This window comes from Amycolatopsis sp. NPDC104863 (assembly GCF_055582965.1).
In genome coordinates, this window is record NZ_JBVJOW010000006.1 from 122,255 (window position 1) to 140,252 (window position 17,998).

Consider the following 17,998-nt stretch of genomic DNA (forward strand, 5'->3'; position numbering starts at 1 on the left):
TTGCGGTGGCCCTGGGGCAGGGCCACCCGGTCATTCGGTGCGCCAGTGTCCGTGGGTGTCGAGCCAGCCCCGGTCCCTGGACCACATCAGGCAGCGGCCGGGCGAGTGGGCGTTCATGATCCAGCAGTGGGTCAGGTAGTCAGGTGCGGCCGGTGGCTTCGACGGCAAATCGGTGACCTCCAGGGAGAGCGGGAAGTACAGCTCCCACTCGCTGGTGTGGGTCAGGCCGAGGAAGAGGTGCTTGCCGGTGCCGTCGGCCTGCTCCAGCTTCCGGCACTTCGCCATGGTCCGGTCTGCGCACAGGAGCCGGCTCAGCGCCTGGTGCCACTGCTCCCAGGTCACGTCGGTCGGGCCTTCGGTTCCTTCGGGGTACAGCAGGATCTCGGCCGCGCCGTCGGCCGCCGGTCGCCATGAGGCGCGAGTGATGCCGAGCTTTCGCAGCTCGTCCTCTGTGGCCGCGGTGATGAGGTCGGGAAGGGTTCTGCGTAGCTTGGCGAGGTTCGCTGCGGCGGACAGCGTCACGAACCAGACCCGGTCGAGGCGTGGCGCCGGAATACGCCCGGGTATCTCCGGGTACACCGACCCCGGCGTTCTCAGCCGCATGACCATCTCGGCGTACTTCGGGTCGACGTCCGCGGTGACTTCGACATGGCTGATCCGGCCGTCGCCGTGTTCGATCCTGATGTCCGGCGTCCGGTCGCAGCTGTTGTCGTCCTGGATGAACACCCGCTCGCCGGTGAGGCGCGCCACGACCCGGCCGGCGGTGTTTTCGAAGTCGCCGAGCAGGCTTCGCGCAGCCCGCAGACGCTGCGCATCACTTCTCAGGTCGATGGGGTATCCCCGCACGCCGCGACTCTACGCACGGGTCAGCGGCGGTCGTAGTCGACGGAGACTTCCGGAGTTGTCGCGCGGGAGCGGCACGTCAAGATCCGGGCCGACGCCACATCGTCCTCCGTCAGTGCATACCGCACGTCCATGTCGACCTGGCCCTGCAGCAGCGTCGCGCGGCAGGTCCCGCACGCGCCGCCGGTGCACGAGTACGGCACCTCGAGACCCGCTCGCAGCGCCGCGTCCAGCACCGTTTCGCCCGCTTCGGCCGCGACGGTCGTCGGCGTGCCGCCCAGGGTCACCGACACCTGGGCCGGCGCGCCCGCCGGGTCTCGTAACGGGGCCGCGCCGCGGAACAGTTCGAAGTGGACGTTCTCCTCCGGGACGTCCGCGTCGGCCAGGGTGCGGCGGGCCAGCTCCATCAGGCCGCGGGGGCCGCAGAGGAACCACTCGTCGACCTTCGCCGGGTGGAGGCGGTTCTGCAGCAGGGCGCGCAGGCGGGTGCCGTCGAGGCGTCCGCGCTGGTACCGCTCGTGCGAAATCGCCAGTGCCTCGCCGACCGTGTCGAACTGCCGCGGCCGGTGCGTGTGCAGGTCCGGGTCGCGCTCGTCGGTGCGGTAGTGGACGACGTGCAGCCGGCCGCCGAACCCGTCGGCGAGCGCACCCAGTTCGCGCGCGAAGAGCGTCGTCGCCCCCGAAGTGTTGACGTACAACAGGGTCGCGCGGCTGTGCGGCTCGGCCGACAGCGCGCTGACGAGGATCGAGAGCACCGGCGTGATGCCGCTGCCCGCGGCCAGCGCGACGTAGTGCGCGGTCCGCGAAGGATCGGGCGTGAGCGTGAACCCGCCCGACGGCGGCAGCACGTCGAGGTGGTCACCGGCGGCCAGCGTCGTCGTCGCGAAGCCGGAGAACGCCCCGCCCGGACGACGCTTCACCGCGATCCGCAGCTCGCCGGACCCCGCCGGCGCGCAGATCGAGTACGTCCGCCGCACCGGCCGGCCGTCGACCACCGCGCGGACCGCCACGTGCTGGCCCGGCGTGAACCGGAACTCCGCCGCCAAGTGCGGCGGGACCGCGAAGGTGACCGCGACGGCGTCCGCGGTCAGCGGCCGGACCGCGGCCACCCGCAGGCGGTGGAACCGGCTCGGCCCGAGCGGCGGCGGCGCCGGCGCGGGCACGATGATTTCGGGCGTGATCTCGAGCCCCACCCCCAGCCGGTACTCCGCCACCGTCAGGTCTCGGCCCCAGGCGGTGCTGATCGGGACGTCGCGGGCCAAGTAGGCTTCGCGGTTCTCGAGCCAGACCCGCCGGTAGCGATGGAAGGGGACCGCCGGGTGCAGGTGGTGCACCAGGTGGAGGTTCTGGGCCAGCAACAGCGGTGTCAGCAGCCGGTCGAGGCCGATGCGGACGCGGGTGGTGCCGAACCGGCCGCACGAGCTCGCCGCGGCGGGCAGACCGTGGTGCGGCAGCCAGCCGAACGACCAGGCGAGCAGAACCAGCCCCAACCGCTGTGGCAGCACGTACACGACCAGGAGCTCCACACCGTGGCCGTTCGCGATCAGCGCGATGACGGCCGACAACGCCGCGGCGAGCATCACCAGCCCTTCGACCAGCTCGTGCGGCGGCCGCGACCGCAGCCGCGCGACGTAGCAGCGTGCGTAGGAGAAGTCGAGGGTCGACCAGCGCAGCGGCAGCTGCCAGGCGGGGCCGCGCGACACCCAGGCATCCGGATCGGCGTGGCCGGCGTTGGTGTGACGGTGGTGCTCACTGTGGACGAACCTCAGCGCCGGGAACGTCGCGTACGCCGCGACGAACGGCACGGCGAGCCGGCCGAGCACCTCGTTGACCCAGGTCAGCTTTCCCGCCGAGTGGTGCGCCGACTCGTGCACCACCGTGTACATCGCGAAGGTCACGGCGGTGTTCAGCAGCACCGTCGCCGCCGCCGGCAGCAGCCCGGCGAGCAGCAGCCAGGTCGAGGAGACCCACACCGCGAGCGCGCCGGCGAACAGCGCCAGCGTGGGCACCGAAACGGCGGGCAGCGAGATCCGGGGCGCCGGCACCGCGCGTGCGCGCACTGTGCCGGACGAGGGCGCCGCCGAGGTGGCGGACTCGTGCGGCTGCGTGACGGCGGCGGTCATCGAGTGGTCTCCTCAGTCGAGAAGCTCCTGGCCAGGCGGGAGTCACCGTAGACAACTCAAAGCCGGATGTAAACGTTACGGCAGGCTTCGAAAAAAGGTGTCGGCCAGCGGAACCGAACCGGCGGGTAAGCTCGCCGTGTGAAGGCGGTCACCCACCCGGCCCCGGCGCCCACCCGGGAAAAGCTGCTGACCGCGGCGGCCGACGTCATCCACGCCGACGGCTGGGCCGCCGTGACGATGGGCAAGCTCGCCGCGCGGGTCGGCGTCAGCAGGCAGACCGTCTACAACGAGCTCGGGTCCAAGACCGAGCTCGCCAAGGCGCTGATGCTGCGCGAGACCGACCGCTTCGTCGAGCGGGTGAACGGGGACGTCGCCGCGCACCCGGACGACCCGGTCGCCGGCGTCACCGCCGCGTTCCGGCACACCCTCGAAGCCGCCCGCGCCAACCCGCTGCTCGAGATCGCGCTCGGCGGTGCGCAGGGCGGCCGCGACGACTTCCTCCCGCTGCTCACCTCGCAGCCCGAGGCCGTGCTCGGGCGGGCCGTCGAAGCCGTCGCGGCCGTCTTCGCGCGGGCCTACCCCGAGGTGCGGCTGACGCCCTCGGAGTGGGCGGTCGCGGTCGAGGCGTTCATGCGGCTGCTGCTCTCGCACCTGGTGCAGCCCAGCGGCTCGGCCGAGCACGCGAGCGGCCAGATGCGCTGGGTGATCGGCCGGATGCTCGGCGCCTGACGCCGCAGGTGGCCCCCGGCCCGGCGGCGCGGGCCACTGGCCTAGACTCGGACGTCCCGGTCTGCAGGTGACCAGGGGCCATTTCCGCAGGATTGTCTCACCACAATCGTTACCGCTCGAGGAGAAGACCTTGAAGAGCACCGTCGAGCAGCTGAGCCCGACGCGAGTCAAGATCAATGTCGAGGTGCCGTTCGACGAGCTCAAGCCGAACTTCGACCGCGCCTACCGCAAGATCGCCCAGCAGGTGCGCATCCCGGGCTTCCGGCCCGGCAAGGCGCCCGCTCGCGTCCTGGAAAGCCGGATCGGGCGTGGCCCGGTGCTCGACGAGGTCGTCAACGAGGCCATCCCGGCCAAGTACATCGAGGCCGTTCGCGAGAACGAGGTCCGCACGCTCGGGAACCCCGAGTTCGACGTCACGAAGCTGGAGGACCGCGACGTCCTCGAGTTCACGGCCGAGGTCGACGTGCGCCCGGAGATCGAGCTGCCCGACCTCGAAGGCTTCGCGGTCACCGTGGACGACGTCGAGCTGACCGACGCGGAGGTCGACGAGCAGCTCGACGAGCTGCGCGCCCGCTTCGGCACGCTGACCGGCGTCGAGCGCCCGGCCGAGACCGGCGACTTCGTCTCGATCGACCTCGCCGCGACCGTCGACGGCGAGGCCGTCGAGGAGGCCGCCACCAGCGGCCTGTCCTACGAGATCGGCTCCGGCCAGCTCGTGGACGGCATCGACGAGGCGATCGTCGGCGCGAACGCCGGCGAGACCAAGACGTTCACCACCCAGCTCGTCGCCGGCGACCACGCCGGCAAGGACGCCGAGGTGACCGTGACCGTCCAGTCGGTCAAGCAGCGTGAGCTGCCCGAGGCCGACGACGAGTTCGCCCAGATGGCGAGCGAGTTCGACACGATCGACGAGCTCAAGGGCGACCTGCGCGAGCGCCTCGCCCGCGTCAAGAAGATGCAGCAGGGCGTCCAGGCGCGCGACAAGGTGCTCGACGAGCTCCTCGAGCGCACCGAGGTGCCGATCCCGGAGAAGGTCCTCGACTCCGAGATCGAGAACCGCAAGCACGACGCGATCCACCCGTTCGACCACGACGAGGCGCAGTTCGCGCAGGCGCTCGAGGCCGAAGGCCGCACGCTCGAAGAGTTCGACGCCGAGACCCGCACCGAGTCGGAGAAGGCCGTCCGCACGCAGCTGCTGCTGGACACCATCGCCGACAAGGAAGAGGTGTCGGTCAACGACGGCGAGCTCACCGAGCGGATCATCTACCAGGCCCAGCGCTTCGGGATCAGCCCGGACGAGTACGTCCAGCGGGCCCAGCAGTCCGGCCAGCTGACCGCGATCTACGCCGACGTCCGCCGCGGCAAGGCGCTCGCCTCCGTGGTCCGGAAGGCGACCGTGACCGACGGCTCGGGCGCCGAGGTCGACCTCTCGGAGCTGTTCGGCAACGACGAGCCGGCCGCCGACGAGGCAACCCAGGAGACGCAGGTCACCGACGAGGCGGCGAAGACTCCCGCGGAGTGAAGCTGTGAGCGAACTTGGGCGGTGTCAGGCATTCTGCACCGCCCAAGTTCGTTAGGGTCGGATACAAGATCTCAAGCATCTGAAACGACAGCGGCGGCCGTCAGCACCGGGCCGCCGCCGGCGAAAAGGCAGGCAGACGTGACGCAGCACACGCCCGAGGCGCGGACCGGAACCGCAGGGCTCACCCTCACCGACTCGGTGTTCGAGCGGTTGCTCCAGGAGCGCATCGTCGTCCTCGGTTCCGAGGTCAACGACGAGATCGCCAACCGGATCACCGCGCAGCTGTTGCTGCTCGACGCCGACGACGCCGAGTCCGACATCCGCTTCTACATCAACTCGCCGGGTGGCTCGGTCACGGCCGGGTTCGCCATCTACGACACCATGCAGCTGATCCGCCCGGACGTCGCGACGTACGCGATGGGCATGGCGGCCTCGATGGGGCAGTTCCTGCTCTCCTCGGGCACGCCGGGCAAGCGCTACGCGCTCCCGCACGCGCGGATCCTGATGCACCAGCCCTCGGCCGGTGTCGGCGGCACGGCCTCGGACATCGCGATCCAGGCCGACCTGTTCAACAAGTGGAAGCTGGAGCTGGCCAAGATCACGGCCGACCAGACCGGGCAGACGGTCGAGCAGATCATCAAGGACGGCGACCGCGACCGTTGGTTCACCGCGCAGGAGGCGAAGGACTACGGGTTCGTCGACCACGTCCTCACCGCCAACATCGCTCGTCCGGGCTCGAACTGAGCCGAAGCACCAAGGAGACTTCACCATGAGCAACTTCAGGCTCCCGGGTGACTTCCGGTCACCTTCCGTCCCTCAGTCGCGGTACATCCTCCCGTCGTACGTCGAGCGCACCAGCTACGGCGTCAAGGAGTCGAACCCGTACAACAAGCTGTACGAAGAGCGGATCATCTTCCTCGGCGTGCAGGTGGACGACGCGTCGGCCAACGACGTGATGGCCCAGATGCTGCACCTCGAGCACGAGGACCCGGACCGCGACATCACGATCTACATCAACTCGCCGGGTGGCTCGTTCACCTCGCTGATGGCGATCTACGACACCGCGCAGTACATCCGGCCGGACATCCAGACGGTCTGCCTCGGCCAGGCCGCCTCGGCGGCCGCGGTGCTGCTCGCCGCCGGCAACCCGGGCAAGCGGTTCGCGCTGCCGAACGCGCGGGTGCTGATCCACCAGCCCGCCACCGAGGGCAGCTACGGCCAGGTCTCCGACCTGGAGATCCAGGCGAACGAGATCCAGCGGATGCGGCGCCAGATGGAAATCATCCTGGCCAAGCACACGAACAAGGATCCCGACCAGATCAGGGCCGACATCGAGCGGGACAAGATCCTGACCGCCGCGGACGCCAAGGCGTACGGCATCATCGACGAGGTGCTCCCGTACCGCAAGGCGTCGGCGCTGTAGATCCGCCGAGCCGGTGTGTGTCGAGAAGACGACACACACCGGCCTCCTGGTTTAGGGTCGTCCTCTGACGTGCTCCCGGAGCTTGTGGGTGTTCCCGCCCAGGGCATCGGACGGGTACCGTCAGTGGCAATGCGTGAGGCTCCGCCAGGTCGTCCGTGACCGGGGCCGCACACTGGCAACACACGTCAGGCGCGGAAACCCGCGCCGGAGGGGACGAGGTCAACGGCCATGGCACGGATCGGTGACGGCGGAGACCTGCTGAAGTGTTCTTTCTGCGGGAAGAGCCAGAAGCAGGTGAAGAAGCTCATTGCCGGCCCCGGGGTCTACATCTGCGATGAGTGCATCGACCTCTGCAACGAGATCATCGAGGAGGAGCTGGCCGAGGCCGGCGACGTCAAGCTCGACGAGCTGCCCAAGCCCGCCGACATCCACGAGTTCCTCGAGCAGTACATCATCGGCCAGAACGACGCCAAGCGGACTCTCGCGGTAGCGGTCTACAACCACTACAAGCGGATCCAGGCGGACGACAAGGCCGGGCCGAAGGACTCCAAGGACGAGTCGGTCGAGCTCGCGAAGTCGAACATCCTGATGCTCGGCCCCACCGGGTGCGGCAAGACCTACCTCGCGCAGACCCTGGCGAAGCTGCTGAACGTCCCGTTCGCGATCGCGGACGCCACGGCGCTCACCGAGGCCGGGTACGTCGGCGAGGACGTCGAGAACATCCTGCTCAAGCTCATCCAGGCGGCGGACTACGACGTCAAGCGGGCCGAGACCGGGATCATCTACATCGACGAGGTCGACAAGATCGCCCGCAAGTCGGAGAACCCCTCGATCACGCGGGACGTCTCCGGCGAGGGTGTGCAGCAGGCGCTGCTGAAGATCCTCGAGGGCACGACCGCTTCGGTCCCGCCGCAGGGCGGCCGCAAGCACCCGCACCAGGAGTTCATCCAGATCGACACGACGAACGTGCTGTTCATCGTGGCCGGCGCGTTCGCCGGGCTGGAGAAGATCATCAACGAGCGGGTCGGCAAGCGCGGCCTCGGCTTCGGCGCGGAGATCCGCACGAAGTCCGAGATCGAGGAGAGCGACGTCTTCTCCGACACGATGCCGGAGGACCTGATCAAGTTCGGGCTGATCCCGGAGTTCATCGGCCGGCTCCCGGTCGTGGCGACGGTCAACCACCTGGACAAGGAATCGCTGGTCAGCATCCTCACCCAGCCGCGCAACGCCCTGGTGAAGCAGTACAAGAAGCTCTTCGAGATGGACAACGTCGAGCTCGAGTTCACCAAGACCGCGCTCGAAGCGATCGCCGACCAGGCGGTCCTGCGCGGGACCGGCGCCCGCGGGCTGCGCGCCATCATGGAAGAAGTGCTCCAGCCGGTGATGTACGACATCCCGAGCCGCGACGACGTGGCGAAGGTCGTCATCACCGAGCAGACGGTCCGGGAGAACGTGAACCCGACGATCGTCGCCCGGCAGCCGACGAGGCGCGCGCGCAGCGAGCGCGGCGAGAAGTCGGCCTGACCCGGGTGTCTCCGGGCCACCCCGGCCCGGAGACCCGACAGGAAAGCTGAATGACTGCTGACTCTTTCCCGGGCTCCGGGGGCACGGTCCCCGGTGGAGGCGTGCAGGCGCCGCCTCCGCCGGAGCCGGCCCCGGCGCCCGCCGAGGGTGCCCCGGCCGGGACGGCTCCGGGGTTCCTCGAGCTGAGCGAGCGCGTGATCGCGTCGGTCTTCGACCGGTACACGTGGCTGAACCGCGTCCTGATGGGCGTGCTGGCCGTGTTCACCGGCACTTGTGTCGTCGGGGTGGTGGCGCGGCTGTCGCCGTTGCCGCTGATCCCGGTGCCGTTGTTCCTCGTCGCGGGCTACGGGTTGTGGCAGGCGCGCGGGGTGACCGAACGACGTCAGCTGTTCGGCTGGGTGCTGCTGTTCGCGCTCGCGACCATGGTCGGCTTCTGGCTGATTTCGGTCGTCGGCCGCTGGGTGGAGTGAACTCCCTCCTTCCGGCCCGTTTGAGTTCACCCGTTTTTGGGTAAAAAATTCCCGTGGCAGATGCGCGCGGACCGTTCCGGCATCCCGCACTGCTCTACCGTGGTGACACTGAGTATCTCGATGGCGTCGTTCCGTTCCTGGTCGAAGGCCTCGACCAGGGTGAACCCGTGGCTGTGGCCGTGCCGGAGCGGAACCTGAAGCTCCTCGAGAACGCCCTGGGCGCCCGGGCGTCCCACGTCCGGCTGATCGACATGTGCGAGGCCGGCCGCAATCCGGGCGCCATCCTGCCGTCGGTCCTGCTCTCCTTCGCCGGCGAGCACTCGAGCCGGGTGCGGATCGTGGGGGAGCCGATGTGGGCCGCCCGCACGGACGTCGAATACCCCGAGTGCGTGCTGCACGAGGTCGTCGTCAACCACGCTTTTGCCGGCCGCGACGTCGCCGTGCTCTGCCCCTACGACGTCGCGGCGCTGCCGCCGGAGGTCCTGGCCGACGTCGAGCGCACCCACCCCGAGCTCTGGGCCTCGAGCGGCCGGGCGCCCAGCGCCCGCTTCGACCCCGACGGCGCCCGGGCGGACTTCACCCGGCCGCTGGTGCCGCCGTCGGTGGCGGTCGAGCGCCGGTTCGACGTCGCCCAGCTGGCGTCGCTGCGCGGCTTCGCGGAGATCTGGGCCGCCCGTCACGGCCTGCGCCGGCCCCGCCGGGACGACTTCGCGCTGGCGATCGCGGAGCTGACCACGAACAGCGTCCTCTACGGCGGTGGCACCGGCGTGCTGCGCCTGTGGACGGAAGAACGCCAGGTGGTCGCCGAGGTGACCGACGCGGGCACGATCACCGAGCCGCTGGCCGGCCGCGTCCCGCCGCCGGCGGCGACGCTGGGCGGGCGCGGGCTCCTGCTGGTGCACCGGCTCGCCGACCTGGTCCGCACGTACTGGATCCCGGGCCGCACGACCACCCGGGTCCACTTCACCTGCTGAGCCGGCCGGGGTCAGTCCGCGCGGGGGACGTGCTTGCCGAGGAAGCTGACCAGGCTGGGCACCACGGTCCGGTTGAACGTGTCACCGTGCTTGCCGTGGGCGGTGTGCGCCACCGCCGGGTGGGCCGCGTCGATGTAGCGGCGGACGCCGGTGATGAACGGGTCCTCCGTGCCGCACCAGATGCCGTTGGCGACACCCTTGGTCTCGTCGACGTGCCGCAGCGGGTCGAGCGCCGTCCAGTCCTGGATGCCGGTGAAGATGTGCCGCTTGGCCATCTCCTGCCACGACAGGATCAGGGCCGGGGCCAGCGTCGCGACGGCGGCCGGCGGCTGGCGCCGCTCGACACGGCGGCGCGTGTACAGCAGCGCGCCGAACCCGCCCATCGACACGCCGGTGCAGGCGAACGGCAGGCCGGTGTCGCCGGCGAAGCCGCGGGCCCGCAGCCACTGCGGGACCTCTTCCAGCAGCATCGCCATCGGGTCGTCGTTCGGGTGCACCTGGTGCCAGTAGTTGTCGCCGCCGTCGACGGCCACGAAGCCGAACGCCGGGACCGCCTTGCGCGCGACGTCGCTGGCGAGCTGCTTGAGCGTGCCGGTGGGCGCCGCGCTGCGGGCGTTGCCGTGCAGGCCGTGCAGCATGAGCGACATCGGGAGCCCCTTGGGCGGGGTCTTCGACGGCAGCACGAACACCAGGTCGACCATCCGGCCGCGCGCCTGGGAGTAGACCCGCTCGACCCGCGTGCTGCCCAGCTGCGTCGTCGGGTTCGACGACGCCACGCCCAGCGCGCGCTGCAGCGCCGGGCTGAACGGCAGCTTGCCGGTCGCCGTGCCGACCGCCAGGCCGGCCACCGCGAGCCCGGACGCCCCCGCGATCAGGGCCGACCGGCGGCTGAGCCACCTGCGCGCGTCCCGGACCGCCGCCCCGGCCGCGGTCTGGGGCTCGGCCCCCGCCGCGTCCCCGCGATCCCCGTCTTCCTCGTTCACCTGTCTCCGTCCCCGCCTGCTCTTCCCTAGGACGCCGCGCACCCGCTCCGCGTTCCCCTCGCGTCCCACCCGCCGGGTTAGTCGTTCTCACCTTGCCCGGCGTTTCGGGTCTTCGCGCGCCAAGCCGCTTTGGCGGCCTCGGTCGAGCGTTCGGCCCGCTCCACAGTGTCTCCCAGGCCCACGGCCAGCGTGATTCCCAGGGGTATCAAGATGTGGTCTATACCCTGTTCGTCGAGGCCGAAGTGCCCGGACGCCTCCAACGTGACAAAACCGTGCAGCGCGCTCCACAGCTGCGCCGCCGCCTGGTACTTCTCCGCGGGCCGGAAGCGCCCGGCGTCGATCGCCCGTTCGGTCGCCCGGACGATGTGCTCGAACGCCTCCAGGCCCTCCTGGGCGGCTTCGCGGCCTTCCTCGGTCGTGAGGTCCGAGAGCGTGGCCCGCTTGCCGCCGGGGGCCGACTGGCCGAACGTCACGGCGAACAGCTGCGGCTGCTCGGCGACCGCCTGCCGGTAGGTCCGGGCCAGGCTGAAGACGTCCGCCACCGGGTCGTCGGTCTCGCCGACCTCGCCCAAGCGCGCCGAAAGCCGCAGGAACCCGGTCCGCGCGACCTCGTCGACCAGCGCGGCCATGCCCCCGAAGTGGGTGTACACGGCCATCGTCGAGACGCCGACCTCGGCCGCGAGCTTGCGGGCCTGCAGGGTTTCGGGGCCGCCGTCGTCGAGCAGCCGGATGGCGGCCTCGACGAGCCGCTCCTTGACGTCGTTCGCTCGGGGTTTCGGGCTCATGCTTGCCAGTATCTCATAACCCTGTTATAAATGGAGTCATAACCAAGTTATGACAGCCTCGGAGGGGTTCGGCATGGGCAACAAGTTCCTCGAAGGAAACTTCGGCCCGGTGAGCCGGGAGCACACGATCACCGAGCTGGCCGTCACGGGGCACATCCCCGACTTCCTCGACGGCCGCTACCTGCGCAACGGGCCCAACCCGCTGTCCGAAGTGGACCCGGCGGCCTACCACTGGTTCATGGGCGACGGCATGGTCCACGGCGTCCGCCTGCGCGACGGCAAGGCCGAGTGGTACCGCAACCGCTGGGTGCGCAACCCGTCGGTCTCGGCGACGCTGAACGGCGAGGACGCCAGCCGGTTCTGCGGGCTGGACGCGCTCGGCGCCAACACCAACGTCGTCGGCCACGCCGGCAAGACCCTCGCGCTGGTCGAGGCGGGCGCGCCGATCTACGAGCTGACCGACGAGCTCGACACCGTCGGCCAGTGCGACTTCGACGGCACGCTCCCGGGCGGGTACACCGCGCACCCCAAGCGCGACCCGCGCACCGGCGAGCTGCACGCCGTGTCGTACTTCTTCGGCATGGGCAACAAGGTCCAGTACTCGGTGATCGACGCCGAGGGGCACGTCCGCCGCACGGTCGACGTCGAGGTCACCGGGTCGCCGATGATGCACGACTTCTCCCTGACCGAGAAGTACGTCGTCTTCTACGACCTGCCGGTGACCTTCAACACCGAGATGGCGGTGGCCGCCAACGTGCCCGGCGCGCTGCGCACCCCCGCGAAGCTGGTGCTGTCGGCGATGGTCGGCAAGGTCCGCGTGCCGGACCCGGTGACCGCGATGATGGCGAGCAAGATCGGCGCGAACGGCGGCCTGCCCTACCGCTGGAACCCGAAGTACCCGGCCCGGATCGGCGTCATGCCGCGGGAGGGCCAGAACCGCGACGTCCGCTGGTTCGACGTCGAGCCGTGCTACGTCTTCCACCCGCTCAACGCCCACGACGAAGGCGACGGCATCGTGCTGGACGTCGTCCGCCACCCGAAGATGTTCGACCGCGAGCTGCACGGCCCGGGTGAGGGCGGCCCGACGCTCGACCGCTGGACCGTCGACCTCAGCGCCGGCAAGGTCCTGGAGGAGCGGCTCGACGACCGCGGCCAGGAGTTCCCGCGTGTCGACGAGCGGCTCGTCGGCCGGCCGCACCGCTACGGCTACGCGATCTCGACCGAAGACGGCGCGCAGCCCGGCGGATCGCTGTTCAAGCACGACTTCCGGACCGGCTCGCGCCAGGAGCGCGCGTTCGGCGACGGACGGCAGCCCGGCGAGTTCGTCTTCGTCCCGTGCCACGACGACGCGGCCGAGGACGACGGTGTCCTGATGGGCTTCGTCTTCGACCCGGCGACGCAGCGCAGCGACCTCACGCTGCTCGACGCGGGCACGCTGGAGACCGTCGCCGCGGTGCACCTGCCGGACCGGGTGCCGAACGGCTTCCACGGCAACTGGGTCGAGACCGCCTGAGCGCACCGGGCGCCCGTCAGCGCCGCCTCGGCGGCAGGACGCGGAACAGCTCCGCCAGGGCCTTGATGATGGCCGGCCGGTCCCGTGGGTCGGCGCCCCGGAGCGCGACCGCGAGACCGATGACCCGGACGACGGGACCGAGCAGGGCCAACCCGAGGAGGAGAACCGGATCGGCGCCGGACAAGACGTTCATCGAACCCCTTCCAGCGGCCCGGCTGGAAAGAGCTCCGCGCACCGGCGGATCTCCGCTCCGACCGAACCAAGGCGTGCTTGATCGATCGGAGGTCTCGTCCGCCGGCTCGGCTGACCGGCGCCCGCTAGACGAGCACGCGGTGGTCGCCGGTGTAGAGGTTCATCGAGTCGCCGCGCAGGAAGCCGATCAGCGTGATGCCGTTCTCCTCGGCCAGCTCCACCGCCAGTGAGGACGGCGCCGACACCGCGGCCAGCAGGCCGATCCCGGCCATCGCCGCCTTCTGGACCAGCTCGAACGACGCCCGCCCGGACACCAGCAGGCCGTGCTCCGGCGCGGGTGTGCGGCCCTCGAGGACGGCCCAGCCCAGCACCTTGTCGACCGCGTTGTGCCGGCCCACGTCCTCGCGGACGACGTCGAGCGCGCCGTCCGGGGTGAACAGGGCCGCCGCGTGCAGGCCGCCGGTGCTGGCGAACACCTTCTGCTGGGCGCGCAGCTTGTCCGGCAGGCCGGACAGCGTCTCGCTCTTCACCGTGAACGGCGCTTCGGCCGGGGAGAAGCGGGTCTTGAGCTTGACCGCGTCGAGGGCGGCCTTGCCGCAGACCCCGCAGGACGACGTCGTGTAGAAGTTGCGCTCGACCCCGGTGTCCGGCGGCGGCACGCCCGGCGCCAGCGCGACGTCCAGCACGTTGTAGGTGTTGCGGCCCTGGTCGTCGACGCCGTCGCAGTAGCGGGCGACCGAGACGTCCTCCCGGCCGCCGATGACCCCTTCCGACAACAGGAAGCCGTGGGCCAGCTCGACGTCGTGGCCCGGCGTGCGCATCGTCACCGCCAGCGCCTTGCCGCCGACCCGCAGCTCCAGGGGCTCTTCGGCCGCGAGCGAGTCGGGCCGGCGCCGGTCGCCGGTCGCGGAAATCCGCCGCACCGGCCTGCGCACGGTCACCCTGCCCATGACCCACACCCTTCTCCGCCGGAAAGTTTGACACTCGCATGGTGCAACACCGGGTATTTAGTAATACATTCCCTCCATCATCCCCACTCTACGGAGGGATCCGATGGCTCTCGGCTTCCTGGACCGTTCCCGGATCGTCGCACCCCCCACCTGGACCCGCTGGCTGGTGCCGCCGGCGGCCCTGTCGGTACACCTGTCGATCGGGCAGGCCTACGCGTGGAGCGTGTTCAAGCCTCCGCTCGAGAAGACCCTGCATTTGAGTGGAACTCAGAGCGCGCTGCCGTTCCAGCTGGCTATCGTCATGCTCGGGCTATCGGCCGCCTTCGGCGGCACGCTCGTAGAGAAGAACGGCCCGCGCTGGGCGATGTTCGTCTCGATGTGCTGCTTCGCCAGCGGCTTCCTCATCTCCGCCCTCGGCGTGGCGACCGGGCAGTTCTGGCTTGTCGTCGTCGGCTACGGCGGGATCGGCGGTGTCGGGCTCGGCATCGGGTACATCTCGCCGGTATCAACGCTCATCAAGTGGTTCCCGGACCGCCCCGGCATGGCGACCGGCATCGCGATCATGGGCTTCGGCGGCGGTGCGCTGATCGCGACCCCTTGGTCCACGTCGATGCTCGGCACCTCGCCGACCACCGGCACGATCGCGATGGCCTTCCTGATCCACGGCATCGTCTACGCGGTGTTCATGTCGATGGGCTGGCTGCTCGTGCGTGTGCCGGCCGACGGCTGGAAGCCGACTGGCTGGGAGCCGAAGACCGATCACGGCAAGGCCATGATCTCCACCACGAACGTTTCGGCGGCCAACGCGATCAAGACGCCGCAGTTCTGGCTCCTGTGGGTCGTGCTGTGCTTCAACGTCACAGCGGGCATCGGCATCCTGGAGAAGGCGTTGCCGATGATCAAGGACTTCTTCGCGGACATGTCCACTCCGAGTGGCGCTGCAGCCGCATCGGGGTTCGTCGCGTTGCTGTCGTTGACGAACATGCTCGGCCGGTTCGTCTGGTCGTCCACTTCGGACCTGGTCGGCCGCAAGAACATCTACCGCACCTACCTCGGCGTCGGCGCGGTGCTGTACCTGGTGATCGCGCTGACGCAGAACTCGTCGAAGCTCGTGTTCATCCTGTGCGCCATGGTGATCCTGTCGTTCTACGGCGGCGGGTTCGCGACCGTCCCGGCGTACCTCAAGGACCTCTTCGGCACCTACCAGGTCGGCGCGATCCACGGCCGGCTGCTCACCGCGTGGTCGGTGGCCGGTGTGCTCGGCCCGCTGATCGTCAACGCCATCGCCGACAGCGAGAAGGCGGCGGGCAAGTCCGGCCCCGACCTCTACACGACGTCGTTCTACATCATGATCGGCCTGCTCGTGGTCGGCTTCGTGGCCAACGAGCTGGTGCGGCCGGTGAAGGAGAAGTTCCACGAGCCGGCGCCCGCCGGCGCGGCCGCGAGGAGTGAGGCGTGATGACCGAGCCGTCGGCGAAGACCAACCGGGTGCCGCTGATCGTGCTGGCCTGGGCGTGGGTCGTGCTGCCCTTCGCCTACGGCGTGTACCAGCTGTTCCTCAAGCTGGTGCAGCTCTTCGGATGAGCGGGGGCGTGCTGGTCACCGGGGCGTCCCGGGGAATCGGGCGGGCGGTGTCCCTCGCCTTCGCGGCGAAGGGGCACCGCGTGGCCGTCCACTACGGACACCGCGCCGCCGACGCCGAGGAGACGCTCGCCGCGTTGCCCGGCGACGGGCACGTGCTCGTCGGGGGTGACCTCGCCGATCCCGAAGCAGCGCAACGGATCGCCGACGCGGCCGAAGCCGGGCTGGGCGGCGTCGACGTGCTCGTGAACAACGCCGCCGTCGCGCCGTCGGCCGACACCGCGCACCCGGTCGCCTCAGTGTCCTACGCGGACTGGCAGCGCATCTGGCGGCGCACCCTCGACGTCAACGTCGTCGGTGCGGCGAACGTGAGCTACTGCGTCGCCCGGCACCTCATCGAACGCGGGGCGCCGGGCCGGATCGTCAACATCGGGTCACGCGGGGCGTTCCGGGGCGAGCCCGACCACCCGGCGTACGGCGCGAGCAAGGCCGCGCTGCACGCGTTCGGCCAGTCGCTCGCGCTCTCCCTCGCACCCCACGGGATCGCCGTGACGTCGGTGGCGCCCGGCTTCACCGCCACCGAGCGCGTCGCGGACCGGATCGACGACGCCCTGCGTGCGCAGAGCCCGTTCGGCCGGGTCGGCACGCCGGAGGAGGTCGCCGCGGCCGTCGTCTACCTGGCCTCCGCCGAAGCGACCTGGGCGTCCGGCGCGATCCTCGACCTCAACGGCGCCTCCCACCTGCGGATGTGACCTGCCTCACGCGTGCAGCAGGCGACGGGCCGCGCGCGTCGGTAGGGCGTGCATCCACTGGGGAAGATCGTCGTCGCCGGGCTGGCCCTGGTCGTTCTCTGCGGCACGGCGTACGGCTACACCAACCTCCGCGCGCTCGACGAGGTCACGCGCGACAGCGTGATCGACGCCGGCGGCGAGGCCAAGCCGGGGGAGCAGCCCGCCGACGGCTCGCTCGACATCCTGCTCGTCGGCCGGGACGCCCGCACCGACCCGCAGGGCAGGCCGCTCGCGCCCGACGTCCTGCGGGAGCTGCGGGTCGGCGCCAACGGCGACGACCTCACCGACACGCTCATCGTGCTGCGGATCCCGAACGGGACGAGCGAGGTGAAAGCGTTTTCCATCCCGCGCGACAGCTACGTCGCGATGCCCGGCGGGAAGGGCAAGATCAACGCCGCGTTCGGCCGGGCGAAGGCGGGCGAGGCGCGGCGGCTGCGGACGGCGGGGGAGACCGACAAGGCGAAGATCGACCAGTCCGCGCTGACCGCCGCCCGGCGCGCGACGCGGCAGGCGGTCGAAGACCTGACCGGCGTCAAGATCGACCACTTCGCCGAGGTGAACCTGCTCAGCTTCTCCGAGATCAGCAAGGCCGTCGGCGGTGTCGACGTCTGCCTCAAGGAAGCCACCAAGGACAAGAACTCGGGCGCGGACTTCCCGGCCGGCCCGCAGCGGATCTCGGGTGCGGACGCGCTGGCCTTCGTCCGGCAGCGCGACCACCTCAAGGGTGGTGACTTCGACCGCGTCCGGCGGCAGCAGGTGTTCCTCGCCGGGCTGGCCCGGCAGGTGCTGTCGGCGGGCACGCTGGCCGACCCCGGCAAGCTGTCCGGCCTGATCGACGCTGTGAAGCGGTCGGTGGTGCTCGACGCGTCGTGGAATCTGCTCGACTTCGTCGCGCAGATGCGTGGAGTCAGCGGCGGTGGCATCCAGTTCGAGACGATCCCGGTGGTGAACCCGGACTACCGCTACGACCCCGCCGACCCGCGCGCGACGGCGGTGCAGGTCGACCCGGCCGCCGTGAAGTCGTTCGCGGCGGGCCTGATCGGGCCGGCGGCGCGGCCGTCGGCCCAGGCCGCGCCGGTCACGGTCGACGTCGCCAACGCGGGCCCGCGGGAGGGGCTCGCGGCCCGCGTCGCCGGGTTCCTGGGCGAGCACGGCTTCACCCAGGGGGACACCGGGAACACCGCCACGCGGCGGACCTCGCTCGTGCGCTTCGGCGCGGACCTCGCCCAGCGCGGCGCCGAGGTCGCGAAGCTGCTCGGCGGGCTGGACGCGCAGGAGTCGGCGTCGGTGCCGCCGGGGCACATCGAGGTCGTCCTCGGGACGGTTTACAACGGGCCCGGCGCGGCCGGCGGCGGGAGCGCGCCGGCCGCGGGAGACGAGCCGATCACCTCGAGCGGTGTCGTCTGCGTCAATTGACCGGCTGCTAATTACTTTCCCCCTTTCTGTCCGGTTCCGCGAAATGCGGACGGGATTTCCGGAAAAGCACCGCAAGGACTTCCGGCCGACTGGACCACGGTGGACCACCCGTGGCACTGGTCTTGACGCTGCCCCACTGGTGAGGCAGTGTTCCGGGGACCGTCCGGCGGCAGCACCGC

18 protein-coding genes are annotated in these 17,998 nt (G+C 70.5%); 12 read left to right on the plus strand and 6 right to left on the minus strand.

Annotated features, from left to right (window positions below):
- Window positions 1–30: 30 nt before the first annotated feature.
- On the minus strand, window positions 31–846 hold the full coding sequence (locus tag ACZ63J_RS31245; protein ID WP_465399446.1) for a hypothetical protein: 816 nt from the start codon (window positions 844–846) through the stop codon (window positions 31–33).
- A gap of 20 nt (window positions 847–866) precedes the next feature.
- Window positions 867–2,966 (minus strand): fatty acid desaturase, encoded by a 2,100-nt coding sequence (locus ACZ63J_RS31250; protein ID WP_465399447.1) that lies wholly within the window; start codon window positions 2,964–2,966, stop codon window positions 867–869.
- A gap of 138 nt (window positions 2,967–3,104) precedes the next feature.
- On the opposite strand from ACZ63J_RS31250, the gene ACZ63J_RS31255 reads away from it, so the two are divergent.
- From ACZ63J_RS31255 to ACZ63J_RS31285, 7 genes are all read left to right on the plus strand, one after another.
- A complete protein-coding gene (locus tag ACZ63J_RS31255) occupies window positions 3,105–3,695 on the plus strand; it encodes a TetR/AcrR family transcriptional regulator (RefSeq protein WP_465399448.1) in 591 nt (196 codons plus the stop codon).
- A gap of 130 nt (window positions 3,696–3,825) precedes the next feature.
- Window positions 3,826–5,217, plus strand: a complete 1,392-nt coding sequence (gene tig, locus ACZ63J_RS31260; protein ID WP_465399449.1) for a trigger factor — start codon at window positions 3,826–3,828, stop codon at window positions 5,215–5,217.
- Between the two features lie 138 nt (window positions 5,218–5,355).
- Window positions 5,356–5,961: a ClpP family protease gene (locus tag ACZ63J_RS31265; RefSeq protein WP_465313161.1), complete on the plus strand. Its 606-nt coding sequence runs from the start codon at window positions 5,356–5,358 to the stop codon at window positions 5,959–5,961.
- A gap of 25 nt (window positions 5,962–5,986) precedes the next feature.
- On the plus strand, window positions 5,987–6,640 hold the full coding sequence (locus ACZ63J_RS31270; protein WP_465313160.1) for an ATP-dependent Clp protease proteolytic subunit: 654 nt from the start codon (window positions 5,987–5,989) through the stop codon (window positions 6,638–6,640).
- Between the two features lie 228 nt (window positions 6,641–6,868).
- Window positions 6,869–8,164, plus strand: coding sequence for an ATP-dependent Clp protease ATP-binding subunit ClpX (gene clpX / locus ACZ63J_RS31275; protein WP_465334709.1), 1,296 nt, complete (start codon window positions 6,869–6,871; stop codon window positions 8,162–8,164).
- Between the two features lie 50 nt (window positions 8,165–8,214).
- Window positions 8,215–8,634, plus strand: a complete 420-nt coding sequence (locus tag ACZ63J_RS31280; protein WP_465399450.1) for a hypothetical protein — start codon at window positions 8,215–8,217, stop codon at window positions 8,632–8,634.
- Window positions 8,635–8,687: 53 nt separating this feature from the next.
- Window positions 8,688–9,608 carry an anti-sigma factor RsbA family regulatory protein gene (locus ACZ63J_RS31285; RefSeq protein WP_465399451.1) on the plus strand — a complete coding sequence of 307 codons (921 nt, stop codon included), beginning with the start codon at window positions 8,688–8,690 and terminating at the stop codon, window positions 9,606–9,608.
- Window positions 9,609–9,619: 11 nt separating this feature from the next.
- On the opposite strand, the gene ACZ63J_RS31290 is transcribed toward ACZ63J_RS31285, so the two are convergent.
- Both ACZ63J_RS31290 and ACZ63J_RS31295 read right to left on the minus strand, forming a co-directional pair.
- Window positions 9,620–10,591, minus strand: a complete 972-nt coding sequence (locus tag ACZ63J_RS31290) for an alpha/beta hydrolase (protein ID WP_465313156.1) — start codon at window positions 10,589–10,591, stop codon at window positions 9,620–9,622.
- Between the two features lie 77 nt (window positions 10,592–10,668).
- Window positions 10,669–11,376, minus strand: a complete 708-nt coding sequence (locus ACZ63J_RS31295; protein WP_465313155.1) for a TetR/AcrR family transcriptional regulator — start codon at window positions 11,374–11,376, stop codon at window positions 10,669–10,671.
- 73 nt (window positions 11,377–11,449) lie between these two features.
- Between ACZ63J_RS31295 and ACZ63J_RS31300 the strand changes: the two genes are divergently transcribed.
- Entirely contained in the window at window positions 11,450–12,889 is a 1,440-nt protein-coding gene (locus tag ACZ63J_RS31300; RefSeq protein ID WP_465399630.1) for a carotenoid oxygenase family protein, read from the plus strand.
- A 16-nt stretch (window positions 12,890–12,905) separates the two neighbouring features.
- Here ACZ63J_RS31300 and ACZ63J_RS31305 read toward each other — a convergent pair whose 3' ends face one another.
- Window positions 12,906–13,082, minus strand: a complete 177-nt coding sequence (locus ACZ63J_RS31305; protein WP_465399452.1) for a hypothetical protein — start codon at window positions 13,080–13,082, stop codon at window positions 12,906–12,908.
- A gap of 124 nt (window positions 13,083–13,206) precedes the next feature.
- Window positions 13,207–14,031: a formate dehydrogenase accessory sulfurtransferase FdhD gene (fdhD, locus tag ACZ63J_RS31310; protein ID WP_465399453.1), complete on the minus strand. Its 825-nt coding sequence runs from the start codon at window positions 14,029–14,031 to the stop codon at window positions 13,207–13,209.
- A 103-nt stretch (window positions 14,032–14,134) separates the two neighbouring features.
- Here fdhD and ACZ63J_RS31315 point away from each other — a divergent pair, with 103 nt between their 5' ends.
- Genes ACZ63J_RS31315 through ACZ63J_RS31330 form a run of 4 tightly spaced genes read left to right on the plus strand, consistent with a single transcriptional unit; the run spans window position 14,135 to window position 17,819 of the window.
- A complete protein-coding gene (locus ACZ63J_RS31315) occupies window positions 14,135–15,490 on the plus strand; it encodes an L-lactate MFS transporter (protein ID WP_465399454.1) in 1,356 nt (451 codons plus the stop codon).
- Window positions 15,490–15,615: an MFS transporter small subunit gene (locus ACZ63J_RS31320; RefSeq protein WP_465313152.1), complete on the plus strand. Its 126-nt coding sequence runs from the start codon at window positions 15,490–15,492 to the stop codon at window positions 15,613–15,615. The genes ACZ63J_RS31315 and ACZ63J_RS31320 overlap by 1 nt, the downstream gene beginning before the upstream one ends.
- Complete coding sequence (locus tag ACZ63J_RS31325; protein ID WP_465399455.1) at window positions 15,612–16,364, plus strand: SDR family NAD(P)-dependent oxidoreductase; 753 nt, start codon at window positions 15,612–15,614, stop codon at window positions 16,362–16,364. The genes ACZ63J_RS31320 and ACZ63J_RS31325 overlap by 4 nt, the downstream gene beginning before the upstream one ends.
- A gap of 48 nt (window positions 16,365–16,412) precedes the next feature.
- Complete coding sequence (locus ACZ63J_RS31330) at window positions 16,413–17,819, plus strand: LCP family protein (protein WP_465399456.1); 1,407 nt, start codon at window positions 16,413–16,415, stop codon at window positions 17,817–17,819.
- Window positions 17,820–17,998 lie beyond the last annotated feature (179 nt).

What these genes read in the sequence shown, in the direction of transcription:
- ACZ63J_RS31250 (WP_465399447.1), bottom strand. Translation starts at nt 2,966, where the DNA reads ATGACCGCCGCCGTCACGCAGCCGCACGAGTCCGCCACCTCGGCGGCG.
- ACZ63J_RS31270 (WP_465313160.1), top strand. Translation starts at nt 5,987, where the DNA reads ATGAGCAACTTCAGGCTCCCGGGTGACTTCCGGTCACCTTCCGTCCCT.
- clpX (WP_465334709.1), top strand. Translation starts at nt 6,869, where the DNA reads ATGGCACGGATCGGTGACGGCGGAGACCTGCTGAAGTGTTCTTTCTGC.
- ACZ63J_RS31280 (WP_465399450.1), top strand. Translation starts at nt 8,215, where the DNA reads ATGACTGCTGACTCTTTCCCGGGCTCCGGGGGCACGGTCCCCGGTGGA.
- ACZ63J_RS31295 (WP_465313155.1), bottom strand. Translation starts at nt 11,376, where the DNA reads ATGAGCCCGAAACCCCGAGCGAACGACGTCAAGGAGCGGCTCGTCGAG.
- ACZ63J_RS31300 (WP_465399630.1), top strand. Translation starts at nt 11,450, where the DNA reads ATGGGCAACAAGTTCCTCGAAGGAAACTTCGGCCCGGTGAGCCGGGAG.
- ACZ63J_RS31305 (WP_465399452.1), bottom strand. Translation starts at nt 13,082, where the DNA reads ATGAACGTCTTGTCCGGCGCCGATCCGGTTCTCCTCCTCGGGTTGGCC.
- fdhD (WP_465399453.1), bottom strand. Translation starts at nt 14,031, where the DNA reads ATGGGCAGGGTGACCGTGCGCAGGCCGGTGCGGCGGATTTCCGCGACC.
- ACZ63J_RS31315 (WP_465399454.1), top strand. Translation starts at nt 14,135, where the DNA reads ATGGCTCTCGGCTTCCTGGACCGTTCCCGGATCGTCGCACCCCCCACC.
- ACZ63J_RS31320 (WP_465313152.1), top strand. Translation starts at nt 15,490, where the DNA reads ATGACCGAGCCGTCGGCGAAGACCAACCGGGTGCCGCTGATCGTGCTG.
- ACZ63J_RS31325 (WP_465399455.1), top strand. Translation starts at nt 15,612, where the DNA reads ATGAGCGGGGGCGTGCTGGTCACCGGGGCGTCCCGGGGAATCGGGCGG.